Below are 23,891 nucleotides of genomic sequence, written 5' to 3'. Positions count from 1 at the left end.
GAAGTGACGACCACGGACCTCCCGAGAACGGCTCGGGTACGCGAGGCCGTCGACCGCCGGTTCGGCTTCCTCGACACGCTCGGCGACCAGATCCTCTTCTTCCTCCGCGCGATCGCCTGGACCCCGCGGGCCCTGCACCGCTACCTGCGCGAGGTCGTCCGCCTGCTGGCCGAGGTCAGCTTCGGCAGCGGCGCGCTGGCCGTCATCGGCGGCACGATCGGCGTGATGATCGGGATGACCGTCGCCACCGGCACGGTCGTCGGCCTCCAGGGCTACTCCGCGCTGAACCAGGTCGGGACGTCGGCGTTCGCCGGGTTCGTCTCCGCCTACTTCAACACGCGCGAAATCGCGCCGCTGGTCAGTGGCCTCGCCCTGAGCGCCACCGTCGGCTGCGGCTTCACCGCCCAGCTCGGCGCCATGCGGATCTCCGAGGAGATCGACGCCCTCGAGGTCATGGGCATCCCCAGCGTCCCGTACCTGGTGACGACCCGGGTGATCGCCGGCTTCCTCGCCGTCATCCCGCTCTACGCGATCGGGCTGCTGTCGAGCTACCTCGCTTCGCGGCAGGTCACCGTCTGGTTCTTCGGCCAGTCCGCCGGCACCTACGACCACTACTTCCTGCTGTTCCTGCCCCCCGGCGACGTGCTGTGGTCGTTCGGGAAGGTCCTGGTGTTCAGCGTCGTGGTGGTCCTGGCGCACTGCTACTACGGCTTCCGCGCGAGCGGCGGCCCGGCCGGTGTCGGTGTCGCGGTGGGCCGCGCGGTCCGGACCGCGATCGTCGCGATCAGCGTCCTCGACTTCTTCCTGTCCCTGGCGATCTGGGGCGCGACGACGACCGTGCAGGTGGCCGGATGAGACGCGAAACCCGCCACAAGGCCGGGGTCCGCACCGCGGGTGTGCTGTTCCTGGTCGTGATGGGCGTCCTCGTGACGCTGTCCATCAAGGTGTACGACAAGGACTTCGTCACCACCGTCCCGGTGACGCTCAAGGCGAGCCGGATCGGCAACCAGCTCTCCCCCGGCGGTCAGGTCAAGGCCCGCGGCGTGCTCGTCGGCGAGATCCGCGACGTCCGGGCGACGCCGCAGGGCGCCGAGATAGCGCTTGCTCTCGAACCGGGCAAGGTGGACATGCTGCCCCGCAACGTCTCCGCGCTGCTCGTGCCGAAGACGCTGTTCGGCGAGCGGTACGTCCAGCTGTCCATCCCGGACGGCGAGCGGGGCCCGCACCTGGTCGCCGGCGACGTCATCGAGCAGGACCGTTCGGCCAACGCGGTCGAGCTGGAACGGGTCTTCGACAACCTGCTGCCGGTCCTGCAGGCGGTCCAGCCGCAGAAGCTGGCCACCACGCTGACCGCGGTTTCGACGGCCCTGGAGGGACGCGGCGAGCAGCTCGGGCGGACCATCGACACCGCCGCGGACTACCTCAAGGAGTTCAACCCCGACCTCCCGCAGCTGACCTCGGACGTGCGGGACCTCGCGACGGTTTCCCGCCTCTACGGCGACATCGCACCGGACCTCCTGGACGCGCTCACCGACTCCGCCGTCACGCTCGGCACGGTCAAGGAGAAGCAGGCCGACCTGGCCGGGGTGTACCAGCAGGTGACGTCGTCGTCGCAGGAGATCTCCACGTTCCTGGCCACCAACCGGGACAACCTCATCTCCCTGGCCGCCGACAGCCGTGCGCCGCTGGAGATCGCGGCGAAGTACTCCCCCAGCTTCGCCTGCACGATCGGCTCGCTCAACGCACTGAGAGGCTCCATGGACAAGGTGCTCGGCGCGGGCACGAAGGAACCGGGCCTGCACGGCGAAGTCGCGGTCCTGCCCGACAGCGGCAAGTACCTGCCGGGCCGGGACGACCCGCGGTTCACCGGCGGCGGCGAGCCGCGGTGCTACCCGTCCGGTGTCTCCCCCACGATCGGCACCGCCGCGGCGGCTCCCGGCACCGCGGCGCACCCGCTGCTCACCGGCGGCCAGGGCGACCTCGGGCTCCCGAACTCGCCGCAGGAGGAGCAGCTGCTGTCGACGCTGCTCGCGCCGTCGGTCGGGGTGCCCGCCGCCGAGGTCCCGGCCTGGAGCAGCGTGCTCGTCGGGCCGCTCTACCGCGGCACGGAGGTGACGCTCAAGTGAGGAACATCGCCGGTCCGCTGATCAAGAGCCTCGTCTTCATCGCCGTCACGGCACTGGCCACGGCCCTGCTCGCCATCTCCATTACGAACTCCGGTGTCGGCGCCGACGAGCGCTACACGGCCAAGTTCCTCGACGCGACTTCGCTCAACGTCGGCGACGACGTGCGCATCTCCGGGGTCCGCGTCGGCCAGGTCGAGTCCCTCGACATCGGCGACCGCAACCGGGCCGTGGTCGCGTTCTCCCTCGACCGGGGCCGCCGCCTGCCCGCCGACGTCCGCGCGGTCATCAAGTACCGCAACATGGTCGGCCAGCGGTACGTCGCGCTGGAACGCGGGAACACCGGCACCCGGGAGCAGCTGCCCGTGGGCGCCGAGATCCCGCTGGACCGCACGACTCCCGCGCTCGACCTCACCGATCTGTTCAACGGCTTCAAACCGCTCTTCCAGGCGCTGTCGCCGAACGACGTCAACGAGCTCTCCGGCGAGATCGTCCAGGTGCTGCAGGGCGAAGGCGGCACCGTCGAGAGCCTGCTGCAGCACACCGGTTCGCTGACCACCACCCTGGCCTCGCGCGACAAGGTGATCGGCGAGGTGATCGGGAACCTCAACACGGTCCTGAGCACGGTCAACGGCAAGGGCGACGCGCTGGCGAACCTCGTGTCGACCCTGCGTCAGCTGGTTTCCGGGCTGGCCGGGGACCGTGCCGCGATCGGCGACGCCATCAGCGGGATCGGCGCGCTGACCGAGTCCACCGCCGGGCTGTTCGAGCAGGCCCGCCCGCCGCTGAAGGACAGCATCGACGGCCTGCGGCAGGTCGCGGGCACGCTGGCCCAGAATCAGTCCGATGTGGACAGCTTCCTGACCAACCTGCCCGTGAAGTTCGGCGAGATCGGCCGGACCGCCTCCTACGGATCGTGGATGAACTTCTTCCTCTGCGGCGCCACGCTCGAAGCCACGCCCCCGCGCGGAGTGCGGACCGACACGGCGAGGTGCGGATCGTGAAGTCCTTCAAGGAACGCAACCCGATCACCCTCGGCGTCGTGGGCAGCGTCGGGCTGGCCGCCCTGCTCACCCTCACCTTCAACTACGACAACCTGCCGATCGTCGGCGGCGGCACGACGTACGAGGCCGAGTTCTCCGAGGCCGCCGGCCTGCAGCCCGAGGACGAGGTCCGGATCGCCGGCATCAAGGTCGGCGAGGTCCGCACGGTCGCGCTGGCCGACGACCACGTCTTGATCTCCTTCCGGGTCAAGAACGCCTGGATCGGCGACCGCACGTCCGCCGAGATCAAGATCAAGACGTTGCTGGGCCGCAAGTTCCTCGCGCTGAACCCCACCGGCGACGACGTCCAGGACCCGGACCGGCCGATCCCGCGGACCCGGACGGTCACGCCCTACGACGTCACCGACGCCTTCAACGGCCTCGCCGACACCGTGGGCGCGATCGACACCAAGCAGCTCGCGGACAGCTTCACCACGCTGTCGGACACCTTCCGCAACTCCCCCGAGCACGTCCGCAGCGCCCTCGACGGGCTTTCGCAGCTGTCGAAGACGGTGGCCGGCCGCGACAGCCAGATCGCCGAACTGCTCGCCAACGCCCGGAAGCTGACCACGACGCTGGCGAACTCGAACGACGACTTCGAGAAGCTGATCGGCGACGGCAACCTGCTGCTCACCGAGCTGAACAGCCGCCGCGACGCGATCCGGGACCTCTTGGAAGGCTCGGCCCGGCTGGCCGATCAGCTCAGCGGGCTGGTGCGGGACAACTCCGACGCGCTCAAGCCCGCCCTGCAGTCGCTCAACCAGGTCACCGACCTGCTCAAGCGGCAGAACGACAACCTCACCAGGGGCCTGCAGCTGGCCGGCCCGTACTTCCGGGTGCTCACCAACACGACCGGCAACGGCCACTGGATCGACGCCTACCTCTGCGGGCTGCTGCCCGAGAACCACGACCCCTGCACCCCGCCGAAACCCCAGGGAGGAGCGAAGTGAGCGCGCTGACCACCACCCGCGCCGGCGTCCTGGCGAGCCGGTTCGTCGCCGCCGCCCTGCTGCTCGCCCTCGTCGTCTCGGCGGCGCTGTGGTGGGTGTTCTCCGGCTCCGGCCAGCACCACGTCACGGCGTTCTTCACCCGCGCGGTCGGCGTCTACCCCGGCTCCGACGTCCGCGTGCTCGGCGTCCGGATCGGCCAGGTCGACTCGGTGACCCCGCGCGGCGAGCAGGTGCAGGTCGACATGAGCGTCGACGGCTCGGTCGGCGTCGCCGAGGACACCACCCTCCTGGTGATCGCCCCCAGCGTCGTCGCCGACCGGTACCTGCAGTTCGGCAAGCCGGCGCGCGGCGGGCCGCGGCTGCCGGACGGCGCGACGATCCCGGTCCAGCGCACGGCCACCCCGGTGGAGCTCGACCAGCTCTACGCCAGCCTCGACACGATTTCCAAGGCCCTCGGCCCGAACGGCGCCAACTCCCAGGGCGCGCTGTCCGACCTGCTGAAGACCGGCGCGCAGACCCTGCAGGGCAACGGCCGCGCGTTCAACGACAGCGTCCGCAACTTCGCCCAGCTGGCCCGCACGCTGGCCGGCAACTCGAACGACCTGTTCGGCACGGTGACCGAGCTGCAGCAGTTCACCACCATGCTGGCCACCAACGACAGCCAGGTGAGCAACGTCAACCAGCAGCTGGCCCAGATCTCCGGCACCCTGGCCGCCAACAGCGGCGAGCTGGCCCGGGCGCTCGAAGGCCTCGGCCGCGCGCTCGGCGACGTCCAGGCGTTCATCCGGGACAACCGCGGCGCGCTCAAGGCCAATGTGGACAACCTGGTGACGACCACGCGGACCCTCGTCGAGCAGCGCGCGTCCCTGGCCGAAACGCTCGACGTCGCGCCGCTGGCGGTGACGAACGTGCTCCAGTCGGTCGACCCGGCCACCGGGCGGGTGCTCGGCCGCGGCGTCTTCGACTACTACCTCCAGCCGCTGCCGCTGCCGGTGACCGGCGACGTCTACACGAACGGGGGCGGCCGGTGAAACGCGTACTCGCGATCTTCGCCGTCGGGTGCCTGACGCTCGCGGGCTGCTCGGCGGGTGAGTTCAAGGGCGTCTACGACCTGCCGCTGCCGGGCGGTGCCGACGTCGGCGACCACCCGTACTCGGTGACCGTGCAGTTCGCCGACGTCCTCGACCTGGTGCCGCAGGCCGCCGTGAAGGTCGGCGACGTCCCGGTCGGCCGGGTGCGCGAAGTCCGCCTCGGCGGGGACGGCTGGACGGCCGAAACGGTTCTGGAGGTCAACGGCGACGTCGTCCTGCCCGCGAACGCGGTCGCGCGGCTGCGCCAGTCCAGTCTGCTGGGCGAGAAGTTCGTCGAGCTGGCCCCGCCGGACGGTGACACGAAGACCGCCGGCACCGGGCGGCTGGCGAACGGCGCCACCATCACCCTGGACCGCACCAACCGCAACCCCGAGTTCGAAGAGATCTTCGGCGCGCTTTCCCTGCTGCTCAACGGCGGCGGGATCGGGCAGCTGCAGACGATCAACCGTGAACTGTCGAAGGTGATGGACGGCAACGAAGACCAGATCCGGTCGTTCCTCTCCGGGGTGAACACCCTGATGACCGACCTGGACGCGCACCGCTCGGACATCACCGAAGCGCTCGACGGGCTGAACCGGCTCTCGGGCACCCTGGCCAACCGGCACGAGCAGATCTCCGGCGCGCTGACCGACCTGACGCCGGGCCTGAAAACGCTCACCGACCAGCGCACCCAGCTCGTGTCGATGCTGCAGGCGCTGGACCGGCTCGGCACGGTGGCCACCGACGTCGTCGACCGCAGCCGCGCCGACATGGTGGCCGACCTGCGCGCGCTGGCGCCGATCCTGCAGCAGCTGGCCGACGCCGGGAAGGACCTGCCGCAGTCGCTGCAGATGCTGCCGACGTTCCCGTTCCCGGACTCGGTGCTGGGCGCGATCAAGGGCGACTACGTCAACGCCTACGCGTCGATGATCCCGGCGCCCGGCGTGCCGCTGCCCCCGCTCGGCGAGGGTGTCCCGCCGGGCCTGCCCGTCTTCCCGCTGCCGAGCAGCACCACCCCGGTCGCCACCGGAGGCCGCTGATGCTGAGCACCAGAGTCCGCGTCCAGGTCGTCCTGTTCGTCGTGATCGCGCTGGCCACGACCGCGTTCGTCGGCGCGAACTACGCCGGGCTGGGCCGGCTGTTCGGGTCCGGCAGCTACACGGTGAAGCTCGAGCTCGCCGAGGGCGGCGGGCTGTTCACCAACGGCGAGGTGACCTACCGCGGCGTCGCCGTCGGCCGGGTCGGCGAGCTGCGGCTCACCGTCACCGGCACGGAGGCGGACCTGCTGATCGACGACGACGCCCCGCCCATCCCGGCGGACTCGCGGGCCGTGGTCGCGAACCGCTCGGCGGTCGGCGAGCAGTACGTCGACCTGCAACCGCGCACGGCGGACGCGCCCTACCTCGACGGCAATTCGGTCATCCGGCGCGAGTCGACGACGCTGCCGCTGCCGGTGAACAGCCTCCTGACCGACCTGGACTCGTTCACCGCGTCGGTGCCGACGCAGGACCTGCGCACGGTGGTGAACGAGCTCGACGACGCCCTGCGCGGCGCGGGCCCGGACCTGCAGACGCTGATGGACTCGGCGACGACGTTCACCCAGGAGGCGAGCAGCCACCTGCCGCAGACGTCGAAGCTGATCGGCGACGGCGCGACGGTGCTGCGGACGCAGCTCGACTCCTCCGCGCAGTGGCGGTCGTTCAGCAGCAACGCCAAGGTGTTCGCCCAGCAGCTGGCGAGCTCCGACGGCGACCTGCGGCGGCTGATCGCGGCCGCCCCGCCGGCGGCGTCGGAGCTGGGCGGCCTCCTGAAGGAGAACGACCCGGGCCTGCCGATCCTGCTGGCCAACCTGCTGACCACGGCCCGGGTGTTCGGCACCCGCACCGCGGCGGAGGAGCAGCTGCTGTCGGACGTGCCCCGCGCGGTCGCGACGGTCGGGTCGGCGTTGAACGACCGCGGCGACCAGCTGCGGATGGGCCTGGTGCTGAACTTCAACGACCCGCCGCCGTGCACCCAGGGCTACGAGAAGACCCCGCGCCGGCCGAGCAACGACCTCTCGCCGATGCCGTTCAACACCGACGCGGCCTGCACGTTGCCGTACGGCAACCCGAGCTCGGTGCGCGGCTCGCAGAACGCGCCGCACCCGCCGGTCCCGGCCGCGGTGCTGCCGGGCGGGCTGACCGGCCCGCTGGGGCTCGGAACGCAGGCGACGGCGACGAGCCTGGAGGAGATGCTGTGGCTGCGGTGAAGGTGGCGGCGGTGGTGCTGGCCGCGTCGGCGGCCGTGTTCGCGGGCTGGTCGGGCTATTCGTGGTACGAGGCGGCCCACGCGTCCTCGGTGACGTACGGGACGGCCCGCGACGAGGCGCTGACCGCCGGCCGCACGCTGGTGGCGGAGTTGAACACGCTGGACTACCACGACGTCGACGGCGGCCTGGGCAAGTGGCTGGCGGCCTCGACGGGCCCGCTGCACGACCAGCTGGCCCGCACGGACGAGACGACGAAGAAGACCTTGGCGGCGAACGCCACGGTGGCCACGGGCCGGGTGCTGGACGCCGGCCTGAGCGAACTGGACGAACACGCGGGCACGGCGAAGCTGCTGGCCTCGGTGGAGATCACGATGGCCAAGCAGGGAACGGCCCCGGCGGTCAAGCGCAACCGCTTCGCGGCGGCGCTGAGCAGGACGCCGGAGGGGTGGAAGCTGAGCGCGCTCGACCAGCTGCCGGTGGGTGCCCGATGAGCCGCACGAGGACGGCCGCGGAGGAGTCGGCGGCGGAGTCTGGGGCCGTTAGCGCGAACACGGCTGAGAGCAGGCCCGGTGCCAGCGGGTCCGAAGCGAGTCGGGCTGCCGGTGGTCCCGCTGCCGCGGATGAAGAGAGCATTTCGGCCACCGCAGACGGCGAAGCGACCGAGCCCGGCAGCGCCGCCACCCTCGACGGCGAGCCCGCCACCGCCGACGATGAGCCCGCCGAAACCGACCCGGCCGAACGCGAAACCGCCGCCGCCCCCGTCAAGCCCCGCCCCGGCTGGCGCCGTCTTCCCGTGCTCCTCCTCGCCGCCGCCGTTGTCCTCACCGGGGCCGGGGTCTGGTTCACCCTCGAAGCCCGCTCCGCCGCGAACACCCCCGCCGCCGCGAACCTGGCGCTCACCGATGTCGGGGCCACCGCCGATGTCACCTCCGCGGTGACCCTCGCCGTCAACCGGATCTTCTCCTATTCCTACGACCGGACCGACGTCACCGAAAAGGCCGCCGCCGCCGTCCTGCGCGGGCCGGCCAAGGATTCCTACGACAAGCTCTTCGCCGAAGTCAGGCGCAAAGCTCCGGAACAGAAACTCGTGCTCACTTCGCGCGTTTCGGCCATCGCCGTCCAAACCCTCGAAAATGGTCACGCGCGGTTACTCGTCTTTCTCGATCAATCAGCCGTCCGGGCCGACAACAATGCGACCGACAGCGCCGCGGCGCAGCTTTCCGTGACCGCGGAGCACACCACCGGCGGCTGGGTCATCACCGAGCTCGAACCCCGCTGACCCGGTCCGCCGCAATACCGCACGTCACCGTTTCCGGGAGCACCCGGAAACGGCCGGGAAACGCAAAAGGAGGACACCCATGTCCGTGGCAACGAAGCTGAAGAGACTGGCCGTGCTCACGTCGGCGGCGACCGTGGCGATGACCGTGGTCACCGCGACCCCGGCGTCGGCCGAGGTCATCCCGTTCCCAGTCTCCTTCGCGGTGACCGGCAACACCGTGGTGAAGAAGACCGGCAGCACCATGAACCTCGGCCCCGGCACCCTGGCCGGGAACCTGCTCGTCAACGACGAGACCGGCGAAGTCGGCCTGAGCGCGGACCTGAGCCTGCCGCCGTCGCAGGCGAACATCTCCCTGGTTTCCGGCCTGTTCAGGATCAAGGCGACGGTGAAGGTGATCCCGCTCGGCCCGGCCACCGGCACCCTGGCCGACGCCACCCTGACCACGCACGCCAAGGCCAACATGGAGATCAGCAACATCTGGGTCGGCCTGCTCGCGCCGGTCATCCCGCTGCCCACGGTGCCGGGCTCCTGCAAGACGAAGACCCCGATCGAGCTGAACCTGGTGGCGAAGGACATCGACATCTTCTCGCCGATCACCGTTTCGGCCGACTACACGATCCCGGAGTTCACCAACTGCTGGGTCGCCGACCTCGCGCTCGGCGCGCTGGTTTCGGGTCCGGGCAACAAGATCAACCTCACCCTGACGCCCAACGCGGCGAGCTGACACACGGGTGGCGGGCACCCCGCCCGCCACCCGCCCGCTCAGCACGGCGCGCTGGGGTTTTCCTTCAGCGCGAAACTGTCGTTCTCCCCCGCCGAGACGGCGAGGATCGGCCCGCACGGCAGCAGGTACGGGGCCGTTTCCTCGACCAGGTTCGAGCCCCAGGCGACGATGTCGCCGTTGGCCTTGACGGCCAGGTTGTGGTTGGCACCGGCGTCGATGGCCACGACGTCGGACAGGGCCGCGTCGGGGACGGTCACCTGGCCGTAGTTGTTGCGGCCCCACGCGTAGACGCGGCCGTCCTTCAGCGCCAGGCTGTGCTGGGCGCCGGCGGAAACCGCTGTGACGCCCGAGGTCAGGCCGGCCGGCACGGTCGCCTGCCCGTAGGAGTTGTTCCCCCACGCCAGCACGCCGCCGTTCTTGATGACCAGGTTGTGGTCGGAGCCGGCGGCGATCGCGGTCACGCCGGACTGCGCGGCCGCGGGCACGTCGGTCCGGCTGCCCCAGCTCACCACCTGGCCGTTCTGCTTGAGGGCCAGGCTGTGCAGGTACGACGTCGCGATCGCGGTGACGCCGCCGGCCACCGAGGCGGGCAGGTCGGTCTGGCCGTACCAGTCGTTGCCCCAGGCCAGCACCTGGCCGTTCTTCAGGGCGAGCTCGTGACCCCAGCCCGAGGCGATTTGGCTGACTCCGGACAGCGCCGCCGCCGGCACTTCGTTGGCGCCCCAGTTGTTCGCGCCCCACGCGAGGACCGTCCCGCCCTTCAACGCGAGCACGGTCGTGGAGCCCGCCGACACGGCGGTGACCCCGGTCAGCGCCTCCGCCGGGGGGACCACGACGCCGAAGTCCTGCTTCCCCCAGCCGATCACCCCGCCCGGGGTGGCCGCGGACGCCGGCGACGCGCAGAGCGACACGGCCAGCGCCGCCGAGACCGTCAATGCGGCTCCCCTGAGCGATACCCGTTCACAACGTGAAGTAAGTGGCACGGTAGCCTCCTTTCTCGCGTTTCGTTATCCCAGATTGCTTCGGCAAGATCGTGAATGGTAGACCGTTCCTACGGCCGTTCGGCCACGCGGTGGTTCTTTGTCAAAATCCGATGAAAGCGCCGTCGGTCCTGCGCGGAGGTGAACAAGAAACCCGAGCCGCCCCGAGGCGGCGGACTGACGATGCCACAAAGTCTTGTTCCGTAATGAACTCGCGAGTAGCCTCATTCCCGGCAGATGGACCTCCACCTCGCACGTCGGTGAATTCACGTCCCGCCGCTCGGGGCAATGGGGGCGGGCGAACGTGATCGACAGAGCTACGACGGCGAGCAATCGATCAGCCAAAGCCGAGACTGTACTGAATCAAAGGAGATGGGTATGTCCCGACTCAGCAGGCTGTCCGCCGGAATCGCGACCACCGCTACCGCCGTCGGCGCCATCGCGGTGCTGACCGCGGGCACCGCGGCCGCCGCCACGGTCACCTACACCGCCGGTGGCACCACGCCCCTGACCTACACCTGCACCTTCCCCGGCGTAACGCCGCAGCCGGTCCTCGTCACCTCGCACCTCGACGCGGACGACACCGTCGCGGCGGGCGGCACCCTCACCCCGGTCAACGTGGGCGGTTCCGCGACGATCAGCGCCGGTGTGCACGCGCTGCTCACCGCGGTCGGCTACGACGGCATCCAGGGCACCGCCACGGTGCCGGTGACGGCGGCCTCGGGCACCCTGTCGCAGCCGGCGGCCACCGGGCTCGACATCCCGCAGACCATCTACCCGGCCGGCGGCCCGATCACGGTGAACATCTCGCAGGTCGCGACGTCCAGCGTCCCGTCCTACACCGCGCCGGCGACGCCGGGCACCGACACGCTGTCGATGGGCTCCACCGTCACGGCGAACCTGCAGTTCCACAAGAAGGCGAACAACACCTGGACGCCGTGGACGATGACCTGCACCCTGAAGGTCACCAACCCGGCGCAGAACACCGCGTTCAGCCCGAGCATCACCGTCTCCTGACGCCGGTTCCCGGTGCGGGCCCCTCGCCGGGCCCGCACCGGGTTCTCCCGTCCCCGCTTCCGAACACACCAGGGAAACCGATGCCCCGTCGAGTCCGGCCCCGCTCCGTCACGGTGACCGCGCTGGCGGCCGTCGGCCTGCTGTCCGCGGCCAACGGCGCACTGACCGGGGTCGGTTCGGCCGCTCCCGCCCCCGCGGAACCGCCGGAGAAGACGGCGACGACGTCGGTCTCGGTGACCTGTCCCTTCGCCGATCCGCTCGGCTCGCGCAAGCTCACCGTCGCGACGACGGCGACGTTGCCCACCCTGGCGAAGACCGGCACCTCGGCGACGATCGGCCGGTACTCCGCGCAGTTCAGCCTCCCCCGCGACGTCGCGCTTTCGCTGCTGCCCGCCGGCGCCACCGCCGGTTCGCTGCAGGGCGCCGTGCAGCTCGCCCTCGCCGTGCACCAGGGCGAGCGCTCGGACCAGATCCCGGTCGCCCTCGCCGTGGCGCCGACGCCCCTGCCGGAAACCGGCGACGTCACCCTCACCGCCACCGGCGCCGTGCCGGACATCGCGATCAACACCATCGGCTCGGTCACCTTCGACGTCACCGCGCCGAAGCTCGCGCTGGCCGCCGTTCCCGCCGCGGCCGCGCCCGCCACGGCCACGCCCGAGACGCCCGACGCCCCCGCGGCGCCACCGGCCCCGCCGATCGCGTGCACCCTCGACCCCGACCAGCAGACGACGCTGGGCACGATCCTCGTCCAGCCGCCGGCGAAGCCGGGTGCCGAGCAAAAGGCCGCTCTCGGCGCCTCGGCCGCGCTGGAGGACGATCCGCCGCCGAACGAGTACACCGTGCCGCTCGGCCTCATCACCGTCATGACGAGGTCGACCGTCGCACGGCTGGGCGCGACCGTCGTCGCCGATCCCGCCATCCTGCTCAACGCGTTCTTCACGGTGAACATCGACACCGGCGAGTCCCGGGTCTCCGGGGCGGCGGTGTTCAAGCCGGCGACCACGACGTTCCTCGGCTTCGGGTTCGTGCCGGTGACCGCGACCGTCGAGTTCCTGCCCGTCGACTACCAGAACAGCAAGATGATCGAGGTCGGCGGCGGTCTGTTCACCGACGACGAGGGCTACACGAACCTGCGCACCGAGCTGAAGGTGATGGGCAGGCTGAGCAGCGCGAAGGTCAACGGCGTCCCGCTCGACGTCGGCCCCGACTGCGTGACGAAGGAGCCGGTGTCGCTCGAGATCACCGGTCGCTACGACCCGTTCACCACCGGCCACGTCCGGACCGATCCGGAGAAGGGCTTCTACCTGCCGCCCTTCCGCGATTGCGGTGCCGGCGGCCAGGACCTGACGCCGTTGCTCAGCGGCATGAGCACGGGCTGGGGCAACCAGGCCTTCATCGACACCTACAACCTGAACGGGTGCACCGAGCCCGACCACACCAATTGCCCGCCCGACACCCTCCCGCCCCCGCCGGGCACGGCCGGGGCGGCGGCGAACAAGGCGGTCGCGAAGCACCCGAACTGAGGCACACCTGGAGGGGCACGTGAACATCCGCCGTTTCCTGACGACGGCCGCCGCGACGGTCCTCGTCCTCACCGGAACCGCCGCCCCGGCGTGGGCGGACACGACGTTCAGCTCACCTCCCGGCGTGCTCTACAACTGCACGCTCCCGGGCGTCTCGCCCCAGCAGATGACCGCGGTGGAGGAGTTCACCGGCCCGGACGCCGTCGCGGCCGGCAGCACCTTCTCGATCACCGGCATCTCCGGGACGATCTACCTCGGCAGCACCGCGCGCAGCCTGCTGCGCGTCCTCGGCTACGACGGCGTCCGCGGCAGCGGGATGATCCCGGTGACCGCGACGAACGCCGCGCCGGTCTCGAGCACCGGCGCCGTCATCCCCGACCAGTACTGGCCCCCGCTCACCGGGCAGATCGAGTTCTACGGCGGCGCCCAGTCGTTCACGGCGGGCACCCCCGGCGCGGTCGTGTTCCGCATGGGCTCGCCGTTCTCCTTGGGCCTGCAGTTCCACCGGGCTCCCAGCAACACCTGGGTGACGTGGGTCATGACCTGCACCCTGAAGGTGACCAGCCCGGCGCAGAACACCGCGTTCACCCCGGACCTGCCGGTGACCTGACGGGCTCCCGCGGGTCCACTGAGGACTCCGCTGTCACGGCTGCTGCGACGTCCACTGTGGACGCGACCCGCCGGCGCGCGGCGACGGCAGCAGGTCGCTCACCGGGTACCGCAACGGCAGCGGGGCAGCACCCGCCCGGAGCGCCAGTTCCATCTCGAACCGCGCCGCCGGGTCGCGGAGGCTGTCGCCGAACGTCGCCTGCAGCTGGCGCATGCGGTAGCGGACCGTCTGGGGGTGCACGCCGAGGCGCTCGGCGATCTCGACCACGTTGCCCTGGCTGTCCAGCCACGCCCGCAGCGTCTCCAGGAGCCGCTCCTGCTGCTTGCCGGTCATGTCCGCCAGCGGCGCGAACAAGCGGTGCCGCAGCGTGCCGACCAGGCCCGTGTCCGAGTTGACCAGCAGGGTCGCCAGGTGCTCCTCCGCGCGCAGCACCGGGCGCGCCGCCAGGACGCCGCGCTCGGCCAGCTGCAGCGCGTTCCGGGCCCAGCGCAGGGAATCCGCGACCGAAGCCAGCGGGACGCACGGGCCGATCGCCAGGCGGCAGTCCGGCAGCGCCACCTGCAGCGCCGCCAGGCGGGCGCCGCTCAGCTCGCCCGGGACGACCAGTTTCGGGTCCGGCGTGTCGAGTTCGGCGAGGACGTCGGCGTCCAGTCCCGCGTGCCGGCGGGCCGGGGCGACACCGCCCGCGGGGCAGACCGCGACCGGCGTCGCGTCGGACGGGACCGGCCAGCCGATCAGCTGGGCCAGCTCGGCAATCGCTTTCGGGGAGGCGGGCGGCGTCTCGAGGATCAGGTGGAGCAGCTTGCGGCGCCAGGTGTCCAGCGCCCCCGCCGTGCGCGCCTTCGCCTCGAGGTAGCCGTCGAGCGCGACGGACGCGAGCTCGTCCATGAACGCCAGCATCGCGTCGGCCAGCTGGGACATCACCGCCGAGGAGAGGCCGCTGCGCCGCCCGACGCGCATGATGCGCCGCCACGACACCCGCGCGCCCACGCGGTAGGCCGACTGCAGCGTGTCGAGGCTGCGGCCTTCGCGCATTTCGTTCTGCCCCAGGCGGTGGTGCACCTCGTGGGACTGTTCCTTCGACACCGTCGGGTCGGCGATCTGCGCGACGAACAACGTGATCGCGTATTCCACGCCGGCCCGGATCGACTTGCCGTAGGGCCCGTCGAGCGGACGCGCGTACGCCGGGATGGTCGCGCGGATTTCTTCGACGATTTCAGCAGCCAGGCTCGCCAGTTCCGGCCGCAGGATGTCGGCCAGCTTGCGCGGGAGAGCGGCGGTGGGCGGCGGTGCAGCGTGATCGAATCCGCGCTCCACCGACATCGCAGCTCCTTCGCTCCGCCCCGGGACACCGGCCGCGAGCATCACACGGCCGGGTAACCGTGCCTGTTGCACGGATGACAACCGACACATCGAAAAACTAACGCCAAACGTGTCACACCCGTGAAGGAAAACCGATTTGTTGTCATCGCGGTGACAATTTTTCGCCACTTGGCTGCGATCGGCTGACAAGTGTCCCGCCGACTGCACGGTGCCGTGCGTACGAACGGACGAACCTCCAACGACCGGCCCGCGCTGCGGTTACGCCCCTATCTTGTATCATGTGGTTGATACAAGCCGAGGAGGAACCGCATGCCGTGGGACAACGTGCTCGCCGTCGCCCTGTTCACGGGCGTGCTCGGGCTGGCGATCCTGATCGTGCTCTGGCCGGGGCAGAAGCACGGTAAGCGCTTGCTGGAGCGGTGGGGCGTGGCCGAGCCCGACGCCGGGGAGGTCGACCTCGCCGTCCGCTACCTCAAGCGGCGCCGGCTCTGGTACCCGTGGCTGTTCCTGGCGATCCCGCCGCTGCTCGACGACACGACGACGGGCTCGATCCTGGCGACGCTGCTGCTGGGCGGCCTGATCGCCGAGCTGTTCGCGCAGCGCCCGTCCCGCGGCCCGCGCCGCGAGGCCGACCTGGCGCCACGGACGCTGCTCGGGGTCGTCCCGGCGTGGATATTGGTGCTGGGCGTGCTGGCGGCCGCGGGATCGCTGGTGCACCTGGGGCTGACGGCCCAGTGGAAACTGCTGGCGGTGGCCGCGGGCACGGCACTGGTCAGCGCGGCGATCACGCTGCTGGCGGTGCGCCGCCCGGCGGTGGGCGCGGCGCGGGCCGACCTGGCGCTGCGCCGCCGCAGCGCGCGCGTGGCGGTCGGCCTGGGCATCGGCGCGTGCACGGCGATCGGCTGGCCGGTGGGCGACTTCGGCTCGTTCCTGGCGGTCGTGGCCGGCTTGGCGGCGTTCCTGGCGGTGACGGCCCCGGCAAAACACCGGCCGGCGACGGCGTGAAGATCGTCGTAGACACCGAGAACGGCGTACCGCCCTGGCGGCAGGTCCACGACCAGCTGATCCGCGCGGCGACAACGGGGGCGCTGCCGGAGGGCACCAGGTTGCCGCCGATCCGCCAGCTGGCCCGGGACCTGGGCTTGGCATCGGGAACGGTGGCGAGGGCATACCGCGAGCTGGAGTCGGCGGGCTGGGTGACCACGGCCCGCGCCCGCGGCACGGTGGTGACGGTCCCCTCGGGCCGCCCCGACCGCGAGGCCCTGCTGACCGCGGCGGCCGCGGAGTTCGCGGCCCAGGCCCGGGATCTCGGCGCGGACGAGGAGGCCGCGGTGAAGGCTGTCCGGGCCGCTTGGCCACGCTGAGCCGCACTCCCCGGCATGGGCCGCCCCGCCGAGCCGCGCCCATGGGCACGGGCCGCCCAGCCACTGAGCCGCACCCCGGCGAGGCCCGCCTGGCCGCGCCGAAGCGCCTACCGGCGCGAGCCGCTTGCCTGCGAGCGCCGAACCGAACCGGCACCAGCCGCCCGGCCGCTGAGCCCCGCCCGCCGCCCCTCCCGGCCCAAGGCAGCCCGAGCACCGCCCCTCCCGGCCCGCGAAACCGCTCCCTACCCCCCGAGCAGCCGCCCGATCGCGGCGACCACCGGCTCCAGGACCTCCACCTCGCGCGGCGTCCCCACGCACTCCGTGATCCCCGCCCCGACCACCTCGAACCGGGCCAGGGCGTCGAGCTCCGACACCAGCCGCGAGATCGTCCAGCCGTCCGGCTCCGGGTAGTTCAGGCCCGCGAACTCGCGCGCGTCCAGCACGTCCAAGTCCACGTGCACGTACAGCTTCTCCACGCCCGTCAACGCGGCCACCGATCGCACCGCCAGACCCCGGCCGACCGCCGCCTCTTCCTCCGGGTCGAACGCGCGTGTCCCGGCGAGGGCCACCCGGCCCGGCTCCAGGGCCGGGTCCGCCGCGAACTCCGGGTCGCCCTCGCCGAGCAGCGACCGCAGCACCATGCCGTGGAACGCCCCCGAGGGTGACGTCGAAGCCGTGTTCAGGTCCGGGTGGGCGTCGAACCAGGCGACGCCCAGCCCGGGACCGTGGCGGAACCGCGCGACGCCGATCGGGACCAGCTCGACACCGCAGTCGCCGCCGATCGTCAGGACCGGGCCGCCCGGGGCCTCCAGGGCCGCCAGCTGGGCCGCCCGGTTCGGGCCGGTCAGCACCGCGCGGGAGAACACCCCACGGTCCACTTCGGACACCGCCCGGGTCTGCCGGACGTGGTGCACGGGCCGGCCGAGCACGTGCCCGGCCAGCTCCGCGAGGGCCACACAGCCGTCCGGCAGCTCCGCCGCGCGCGGCCCGGCCGCGCCCTGCCGTTGCGGTACCGCGTTGATCAGCATCCGCCGAGCGTATCGCCCGGCGCAACGCTCACTCGAGGACCAGCAGGAGGTCACCGCCTTCGACCTGCTGCACCGCGGTGATCGCCCGCCGGGCCACCTTGCCGCCGGCCGACGCCGTGATCGAAGCCTCCATCTTCATCGCCTCGATCGTCGCCACCGTCGCGCCGGCTTCGACCGTGTCGCCCTCGGCGACCTGCAGCGTCACCACGCCCGCGAACGGCGCCGCGATCTGCTTCGGGTTGCCCTTTTCGGCTTTCTCCGTCGCCGGGACGTCCGAGGCGATCGAGCGGTCGCGGATCTGGATCGGCCGCAGCTGGCCGTTCAGCGTCGACATCACCGTGCGGACGCCGCGCTCGTCGGCCTCGCCGATCGCTTCCAGCTCGATGAGCAGGCGCACGCCCGGCTCGAGGTCGACCGGGTACTCCTCGCCCGGCCGCAGCCCGTAGAAGAAGTCCTTGCTGGGCAGCACCGACGTGTCGCCGTAGGCCTCGCGGTGCGCCTCGAACTCCTTCGTCGGGCCGGGGAACAGCAGCCGGTTGAGCGTCCGGCGCGGTTCCGCGGCCAGCGCGGCACGGTCCTCTTCGGACAGTTCGACAACCGGCTTCGCGGCGGCCCGGCCCTCCAGGGCCTTGGTGCGGAACGGCTCCGGCCAGCCGCCCGGCGGGTCGCCGAGCTCGCCGCGCAGGAAGCCGATCACCGAGTCGGGGATGTCGAACTTGTTCGGCTCCGCCTCGAAGTCGGCCGGCGAGACCCCGGCGCCGACCAGGTGCAGCGCGAGGTCGCCGACGACCTTCGACGACGGCGTCACCTTCACCAGGTGGCCGAGGATCTTGTCCGCGGCGGCGTACATCGCCTCGATGTCCTCGAACCGGTCGCCCAGGCCGAGCGCGATGGCCTGGGTGCGCAGGTTCGACAGCTGCCCGCCCGGGATTTCGTGGTCGTAGACGCGCCCGGTGGGCGAGGCCAGCCCGGCCTCGAACGGCGCGTAGATCTTGCGCACGCTCTCCCAGTACGGCTCCAGGTCGCCGATCGCCCGCAGGTCCAGCCCGGTGGTGCGGGCCGAGTGGTCGGTGGCCGCCACGATCGAGGACAGCGACGGCTGCGACGTCGTGCCCGCCATCGACGAGACCGCGCCGTCGACGGCGTCCGCGCCCGCGTTGATCGCCGCGAGGTAGGTGGCCAGCTGGCCGCCCGCGGTGTCGTGGGTGTGGATGTGCACCGGCAGGTCGAACTCCTTGCGCAGCGCGGTGACCAGCTTGGTCGCCGCGGGCGCGCGCAGCAGCCCGGCCATGTCCTTGATCGCCAGGACGTGCGCCCCGGCGCCGACGATCTGCTCGGCCAGCTTGAGGTAGTAGTCGAGCGTGTAGAGCTTTTCGCCCGGGTCGGACAGGTCCGAGGTGTAGCAGAGCGCGACCTCGGCGACGGCGGTCCCGGTCTCGCGCACGGCTTCGATGGCCGGGCGCATCTGCTCGACGTCGTTGAGGGCGTCGAAGATCCGGAAGATGTCGATGCCGGTCTTCGTGGCCTCCTGGACGAAGGCCGTGGTCACCTCGGTCGGGTACGGCGTGTACCCGACGGTGTTGCGCCCCCGCAGCAGCATCTGGAGGCAGATGTTCGGCACGGCCTCGCGCAGCGCCGCGAGCCGCTCCCACGGGTCTTCGGCGAGGAACCGCAGCGCGACGTCGTAGGTCGCGCCGCCCCAGCACTCCAGCGACAACAGTTCGGGGAGCGTGTTCGCGACGACCGGCGCCACCGCGAGGAGGTCCTTCGACCGGACGCGGGTGGCGAGCAGCGACTGGTGCGCGTCGCGGAAGGTCGTGTCGGTGACGCCGATGTGCGGCGACTTCCGCAGCCATTCGGCGAACCCGGCCGGGCCCAGCTCGGCGAGCTTCTGCTTCGACCCGGGCGCGGGCTGGGCGTCCTTCGGGAGCTTCGGCAGCTTGATCGTGGCGTCCGGCGTCTTGGGGCGCTCGCCGTGCGGCTTGTTGACCGTCTGGTCGGCGAGGTAGGTCAGCAGCCGCGTGCCGCGGTCGGCGGACTGCCGCGCGGTGAGCAGCTGCGGGCGCTGTTCGATGAACGACGTCGTGACGCGGCCGGCGCGGAAGTCCGGGTCGTCGAGGACGGCCTGCAGGAACGGGATGTTCGTGGCGACCCCGCGGATCCGGAACTCGGCGACGGCGCGGCGCGCGCGGCCGACGGCGGTCTTGAAGTCGCGGCCGCGGCAGGTGAGCTTGACCAGCAGCGAGTCGAAGTGGGCGCTGATCTCGGTGCCGGAGAAGGCGGTGCCGCCGTCGAGCCGGATGCCGGAGCCGCCCGGCGAGCGGTAGGCGGAGATCATGCCGGTGTCCGGGCGGAAGCCGTTGGCCGGGTCCTCGGTGGTGATGCGGCACTGCAGGGCGGCGCCGCGCAGGTAGATCTTGTCCTGCGACAGCCCGAGGTCGGCGAGGGTCTCGCCGGAGGCGATCCGCAGCTGCGACTGCACGAGGTCGACGTCGGTGACCTCTTCGGTGACCGTGTGCTCGACCTGGATGCGCGGGTTCATCTCGATGAAGACGTGCTTGCCGTGCTTGTCGAGCAGGAACTCGACGGTGCCGGCGTTGCGGTAGCCGATCTGCCGGGCGAACTTGACGGCGTCGGCGCAGATGCGGTCCCGCAGCTCGGGGTCGAGGTTCGGGGCGGGGGCGAGCTCGACGACCTTCTGGTGGCGCCGCTGCACGGAGCAGTCGCGCTCGAAGAGGTGGATGACGTTGCCTTTGCCGTCGGCGAGGATCTGCACCTCGATGTGCCGCGGCTCGACGACGGCCTTCTCGAGGAAGACGGTCGGATCGCCGAAGGCGGACTCGGCCTCCCGCGCGGCGGCCTCGATGGACTCTCGCAGCAGGGCGGGGTCCTCGACCCGGCGCATGCCGCGCCCGCCACCGCCGGCGACGGCCTTGACGAAGACGGGGAAGCCGAGCTCGTCGGCCGCCGCGACCAGGGCGTCGACGTCGCTGGAGGGTTCGGACGAGCCGAGCACCGGAACGCCGGCCTCGCGCGCGGCCTTGACGGCGCGAGCTTTGTTACCGGTGAGTTCGAGAATCTCGGCGCTCGGGCCCACGAAGGTGATACCCGCTTCTTCGCACGCGCGCGCGAGATCGGGGTTCTCGGAGAGGAAGCCGTAGCCGGGGTAGACGGCATCGGCTTTCGCTTTCTTCGCGGCGGCGACGATCTCGTCGACCGAGAGGTAGGCGCGCACGGGGTGACCGGGTTCGCCGATCTCGTACGCCTCATCGGCCTTCAGGCGGTGCAGCGAGTTGCGGTCTTCGTGCGGAAACACGGCAACCGTGCCGGCACCGAGTTCGTAGCCGGCGCGGAACGCCCGGATCGCGATCTCCCCGCGGTTGGCCACCAGAACCTTGCGGAACATGCCCGGTCCTTCCCTCTTGGATCGGTAAGTCAACGCACGTTACCCGGTTCTTCCCGCTCTGCGGGAGTTCAGTCCCGGGTGATGGACATCATGCGGACCAGGGGGTTCGGTGGTCACCCCTGGTGGCAGTCCTCGACGAGGCCTCGGCGCACGGTGAGGCGGATGCGGTTCGGGTTGAGCTCCAGGGTGACCTTGGAGTGCTGGTCGAGGAGCTCCACCTGGAAGCCGTCACGCTCGCAGCGCGCCTTGGCGTCTTCGGTTTTCCGGCCTATGAGCTCGGTCAGGTCGAACGAGGGTTGCCGCCGTTCGAGCGGGAATCCGGGCATGGCGCACCTCCTCGGGGTTCAGCTTTCCGGAGCCGGGCCTTCGCCGCCAGACGGCGCGTAGCGCAATTGGTTGGCCGGGGCCACGCCGCTACGGCTTCCGCGGGCAGCGCTGGAACGGTCGGGCAGCACCGGAACCCTCGGGCAGCGCTGGAACCCTCGGGCAGCCCGCCCGCGAGCAGAGCCAGCCTCGGAGCCGGCCCCAGAGCGGGGCCCACCCTCCCGGGGGCCATCCCCGTGTCCATCCTATCGGGCCCGACGGACACAGAAGCCGCAAAAGCCGCAGGTCAGACATGCCGTCCACACCTCGGCCGCGTTGTGGACAACCCCGCACCGGGGCCAGCCGGCGGCGCCAATCTCGCGCCCAGCCAGCCAGCCAGCCGGGCGCGCCAACCCGGCACCCCAGCCCACCGGCACCTCGGTCGACCGGGCCGCCGACCCGCACCTCAGCCGGCCGGTGGCACGCGCCCTATGCCTCAGCGATCCGGAGCACAAACCCTGCGCCTCAGCCGGTCGAGGGCGCCAACCCCGCGACCTCAGCCCGACGGGGCGCCAACCCAGTAACCCGGCCGGTCTGGGCGCCAACCCTGCCCAGCCAGTCGGGCACACCCAGAGCCCCGCCAGCCGGGGCGCCAACCCGACACCTCAGCCAGCCGGCGTCTCGGCCGACCGGTCGGCGCCAACCCCGCCCCAGCCAGCGTCGGAGCCGACCCACACCTCAGCCGACGGAGCCGACCCCGCACCTCAGCCACCCGGCGGCGCGTACAGCAGCCGGTTGGCCGTCCCGTCCGGAACCCCCTTCAGCACGTCCGGTGTCGCCGCGCGGACCAGCGCCTCGTTCACCTGTGCCGGCGTCTCCTCCGGGTGCTGGGCCCGGTACACCGCCGCCACCCCGGCCGCGAAGGCCGCCGCCATCGAGGTGCCCGATTCCGGCCCGGCGCTCGTTCCGCCCGCGATCGGGGACGGGATGTCGCTGCCCGGGGCGTACAGGTCGACGTCCTGGCCCGAGTTCGAGGTCTTGTCCGGGCGGTCCTGGGCGTCGGCGGCCGCCACCGTCAGGGCCTCCGGCACCCGGCCCGGCGAGAAGCCGCTCGCGTCGGCCGTCTCGCTGCCCGCCGGCACCGCGATGGGGACCACCGTCGCCAGGCGCTTGACCGCCGCGTCGAGCTGGTCGTTCGGCACGCCGCCGATGCCCAGGACCGCGACCGCCGGCTGCTGGGCGTTCTGCGCGACCCAGTCGATGCCCGCGATGATCTGGTCGGTCGCGCCGCCGCCGCCGGAGTCCAGCACCCGCACCGGCACGATTTGCGCGCCCTTCGCGACGCCGTAGTCCTTGCCCGCGGCGACGCCGGCGAGGCGCGTGCCGTGGCCGTTGAGGTCGGACGTGTCGGACCCACCCTTGAGGAAGTCCCGCCCGGGCGCGACACGGCCCTGGAAGTCCGGGTGCTTCGCGTCGACGCCGCTGTCGATCACGTAGATCGTGACGCCCGAGGCGTCGCTCGCGTAGTGGTAGGCGTGGTCGAGGCCGGTCCGCTGGTCGATCCGGTCGAGGCCCCAGCTGGGCGGATCGGGCTGCACCCCGCCCGTCGAGACCTGCCCGGCGAGCACGGCCACCGCCGCGAGAAGCATCCTCATGATCGTCGTGGTACCCCGGTGGGGGCCGGAGGACAACTCAGGCCTGTCGCCCGTTCGGCTGATTCCGCCGCGCGAGGACGGCGGTGTCGACGGCCAGCAGCACGAGCGCCCACACGGCGATCACCTGGCCCGCGTAGGTCAGCGAGGAGTAGTCCACCAGCACGGCGAAGGTCGGCCCGAGGATCCCGGCCAGGCCGGCGACGCCCGACGCCAGCACCAGGCAGCCGACCGGACGCGGGCTCAGCACCACGGCGACGACGGGAACGAGGACGGCCAGCAGGGCGCCGAGCACGTAGTAGGCGGCGTTGCGGCCGGCGCTGTCGGCGTCGTAGATGGACAGTTCGACGAGCTGGGCGATCCACCCGGCGCCGAGCAGCACGCCGAGCCCGATCGCCGCCCAGGCCGCCCACCCGCGCACCGGCCCCAGCGCGACGGCGCGGTTCCGGCGCAGCGCCACCAGCGCGCAGGCCCCGGCGAGCACCCACGCGACGTGCGCGAGGAGGACGAAGGTGAAGCCGGCGTTCAGCCCGGTGCCCGACGAGTCGGAGGCGACGAACCCGACCAGGGTGATCCCGGTGTCCGGCGAACCGGCGGCGGTGGCCGCGGACAGGGTGACGCTCTCGCCGACGAACCGCGCCAGCCCGAAAAGCGCGGCGAGCCCGACGCCGGTGAGGAGGGCGGGGCCGGTCCGCGCTCGTGTCCGAGGGGCGAGGGTGAGCAGCCCGGCGAGCAGGGCACAGGCGGCCACGAGCCACACGTAGTACTCCATGCCGGGGCGGTATTCGGCGAGGGTGTAGCTGTCCCAGCGGTACTTGAGCGGCAACCCGACCACGGCGAACACCGCGCCGGCGACGGCCGCCACCCCGGCGAACCCGCCGACGGGATCCACGGCCCCCGGCTGGCTGGGTGGCTCGGCAGCCGCGGCTTGGGTGGCTGGCGGTTCGGAGGGTTGCGGGGGCTCGGCCTTCCCGGCCACCGGCGCAGGCGCGGCTCCTTCGGCCGCCACCGGCGCGGCCACGGCGCCCGGCGCGGTGGCGGACGGTTCGGAAGCTTGCGGCGGCTCGGCCTTCCCGGCCACCGGCGCAGGCACGGCTTCCCCGGCCGCGGGCGCGGGCCCGGGGTGGGCGCCCGCGGCGGTGGCGGGCGGTTCGGAGCCTTGCGGCGGCTCGGCCTTCCCGGCCACCGGCGCAGGCACGGCTCCCGCCGCGACCACCGGCGCGGCCGCGGGGCGAGTGCCCCTCGCGG

21 protein-coding genes and 1 pseudogene are annotated in these 23,891 nt (G+C 71.9%); 15 read left to right on the top strand and 7 right to left on the bottom strand.

From position 1 onward, the window contains the following. Positions 1-3 precede the first annotated feature (3 nt). The 10 genes from ACWEVN_RS22680 (at position 4) to ACWEVN_RS22635 (ending at position 9,437) form a co-directional block, all read left to right on the top strand. Entirely contained in the window at positions 4-855 is an 852-nt protein-coding gene (locus ACWEVN_RS22680) for an MlaE family ABC transporter permease (protein ID WP_310974598.1), read from the top strand. Continuing rightward, the gene (locus ACWEVN_RS22675) at positions 852-2,126 is read left to right on the top strand and encodes an MCE family protein (RefSeq protein WP_452052584.1); all 1,275 of its coding nucleotides are present in this window, start codon (positions 852-854) and stop codon (positions 2,124-2,126) included. The genes ACWEVN_RS22680 and ACWEVN_RS22675 overlap by 4 nt, the downstream gene beginning before the upstream one ends. Continuing rightward, positions 2,123-3,127, top strand: coding sequence for an MCE family protein (locus tag ACWEVN_RS22670; protein WP_452052583.1), 1,005 nt, complete (start codon positions 2,123-2,125; stop codon positions 3,125-3,127). The genes ACWEVN_RS22675 and ACWEVN_RS22670 overlap by 4 nt, the downstream gene beginning before the upstream one ends. Beyond that, positions 3,124-4,116 (top strand): MCE family protein, encoded by a 993-nt coding sequence (locus ACWEVN_RS22665; protein WP_452052582.1) that lies wholly within the window; start codon positions 3,124-3,126, stop codon positions 4,114-4,116. Before ACWEVN_RS22670 ends, ACWEVN_RS22665 begins: the two co-directional genes overlap by 4 nt. Next, the gene (locus ACWEVN_RS22660; protein ID WP_449685155.1) at positions 4,113-5,147 is read left to right on the top strand and encodes an MCE family protein; all 1,035 of its coding nucleotides are present in this window, start codon (positions 4,113-4,115) and stop codon (positions 5,145-5,147) included. The genes ACWEVN_RS22665 and ACWEVN_RS22660 overlap by 4 nt, the downstream gene beginning before the upstream one ends. Further along, a complete protein-coding gene (locus ACWEVN_RS22655; protein ID WP_452052581.1) occupies positions 5,144-6,226 on the top strand; it encodes an MCE family protein in 1,083 nt (360 codons plus the stop codon). Before ACWEVN_RS22660 ends, ACWEVN_RS22655 begins: the two co-directional genes overlap by 4 nt. Continuing rightward, a complete protein-coding gene (locus ACWEVN_RS22650) occupies positions 6,226-7,434 on the top strand; it encodes an MCE family protein (protein WP_449685153.1) in 1,209 nt (402 codons plus the stop codon). The genes ACWEVN_RS22655 and ACWEVN_RS22650 overlap by 1 nt, the downstream gene beginning before the upstream one ends. Further along, a complete protein-coding gene (locus ACWEVN_RS22645; RefSeq protein WP_452052580.1) occupies positions 7,422-7,925 on the top strand; it encodes a hypothetical protein in 504 nt (167 codons plus the stop codon). The genes ACWEVN_RS22650 and ACWEVN_RS22645 overlap by 13 nt, the downstream gene beginning before the upstream one ends. Beyond that, the gene (locus ACWEVN_RS22640; protein ID WP_452052579.1) at positions 7,922-8,713 is read left to right on the top strand and encodes a hypothetical protein; all 792 of its coding nucleotides are present in this window, start codon (positions 7,922-7,924) and stop codon (positions 8,711-8,713) included. Before ACWEVN_RS22645 ends, ACWEVN_RS22640 begins: the two co-directional genes overlap by 4 nt. A 79-nt stretch (positions 8,714-8,792) precedes the next feature. After that, positions 8,793-9,437 carry a hypothetical protein gene (locus tag ACWEVN_RS22635; protein ID WP_449685150.1) on the top strand — a complete coding sequence of 215 codons (645 nt, stop codon included), beginning with the start codon at positions 8,793-8,795 and terminating at the stop codon, positions 9,435-9,437. 38 nt (positions 9,438-9,475) lie between these two features. Here ACWEVN_RS22635 and ACWEVN_RS22630 read toward each other — a convergent pair whose 3' ends face one another. After that, positions 9,476-10,372 (bottom strand): RCC1 domain-containing protein, encoded by an 897-nt coding sequence (locus tag ACWEVN_RS22630; RefSeq protein WP_452052578.1) that lies wholly within the window; start codon positions 10,370-10,372, stop codon positions 9,476-9,478. 423 nt (positions 10,373-10,795) lie between these two features. Between ACWEVN_RS22630 and ACWEVN_RS22625 the strand changes: the two genes are divergently transcribed. The 3 genes from ACWEVN_RS22625 to ACWEVN_RS22615 all read left to right on the top strand — a co-directional run bounded on the left by ACWEVN_RS22625 (position 10,796) and on the right by ACWEVN_RS22615 (position 13,567). After that, positions 10,796-11,434: a DUF6801 domain-containing protein gene (locus ACWEVN_RS22625; RefSeq protein ID WP_449685148.1), complete on the top strand. Its 639-nt coding sequence runs from the start codon at positions 10,796-10,798 to the stop codon at positions 11,432-11,434. Between the two features lie 80 nt (positions 11,435-11,514). Beyond that, complete coding sequence (locus ACWEVN_RS22620; RefSeq protein ID WP_452052577.1) at positions 11,515-12,957, top strand: DUF6801 domain-containing protein; 1,443 nt, start codon at positions 11,515-11,517, stop codon at positions 12,955-12,957. A 19-nt stretch (positions 12,958-12,976) separates the two neighbouring features. After that, positions 12,977-13,567, top strand: coding sequence for a DUF6801 domain-containing protein (locus ACWEVN_RS22615; RefSeq protein WP_449685146.1), 591 nt, complete (start codon positions 12,977-12,979; stop codon positions 13,565-13,567). Between the two features lie 33 nt (positions 13,568-13,600). Here the strand turns inward: ACWEVN_RS22615 and ACWEVN_RS22610 are convergent, their stop codons facing one another. Beyond that, positions 13,601-14,890: a PucR family transcriptional regulator gene (locus tag ACWEVN_RS22610; RefSeq protein WP_452052576.1), complete on the bottom strand. Its 1,290-nt coding sequence runs from the start codon at positions 14,888-14,890 to the stop codon at positions 13,601-13,603. A gap of 309 nt (positions 14,891-15,199) precedes the next feature. Between ACWEVN_RS22610 and ACWEVN_RS22605 the strand changes: the two genes are divergently transcribed. Next, complete coding sequence (locus ACWEVN_RS22605) at positions 15,200-15,895, top strand: hypothetical protein (protein ID WP_452052575.1); 696 nt, start codon at positions 15,200-15,202, stop codon at positions 15,893-15,895. After that, on the top strand, positions 15,892-16,254 hold the full coding sequence (locus ACWEVN_RS22600) for a GntR family transcriptional regulator (protein WP_449685143.1): 363 nt from the start codon (positions 15,892-15,894) through the stop codon (positions 16,252-16,254). Before ACWEVN_RS22605 ends, ACWEVN_RS22600 begins: the two co-directional genes overlap by 4 nt. Before the next feature lie 242 nt (positions 16,255-16,496). On the opposite strand, the gene ACWEVN_RS22595 is transcribed toward ACWEVN_RS22600, so the two are convergent. The 5 genes and pseudogenes from ACWEVN_RS22595 to ACWEVN_RS22575 form a co-directional block, all read right to left on the bottom strand. After that, positions 16,497-17,282 carry an arginase family protein gene (locus ACWEVN_RS22595; protein ID WP_449685142.1) on the bottom strand — a complete coding sequence of 262 codons (786 nt, stop codon included), beginning with the start codon at positions 17,280-17,282 and terminating at the stop codon, positions 16,497-16,499. A gap of 28 nt (positions 17,283-17,310) precedes the next feature. Continuing rightward, positions 17,311-20,688, bottom strand: a complete 3,378-nt coding sequence (locus tag ACWEVN_RS22590; protein ID WP_452052574.1) for a pyruvate carboxylase — start codon at positions 20,686-20,688, stop codon at positions 17,311-17,313. Between the two features lie 113 nt (positions 20,689-20,801). After that, positions 20,802-21,014, bottom strand: coding sequence for a hypothetical protein (locus tag ACWEVN_RS22585; protein WP_452052573.1), 213 nt, complete (start codon positions 21,012-21,014; stop codon positions 20,802-20,804). A 741-nt stretch (positions 21,015-21,755) separates the two neighbouring features. Next, positions 21,756-22,640 (bottom strand): S8 family peptidase, encoded by an 885-nt coding sequence (locus ACWEVN_RS22580; RefSeq protein ID WP_452052588.1) that lies wholly within the window; start codon positions 22,638-22,640, stop codon positions 21,756-21,758. Between the two features lie 43 nt (positions 22,641-22,683). Next, positions 22,684-23,891, bottom strand: a pseudogene (locus ACWEVN_RS22575) (caspase-related protein); the annotation flags it as partial.

Source organism: Amycolatopsis sp. NPDC003861, assembly GCF_053605405.1.
This window is presented reverse-complemented; position numbering and strand designations above follow the sequence as displayed.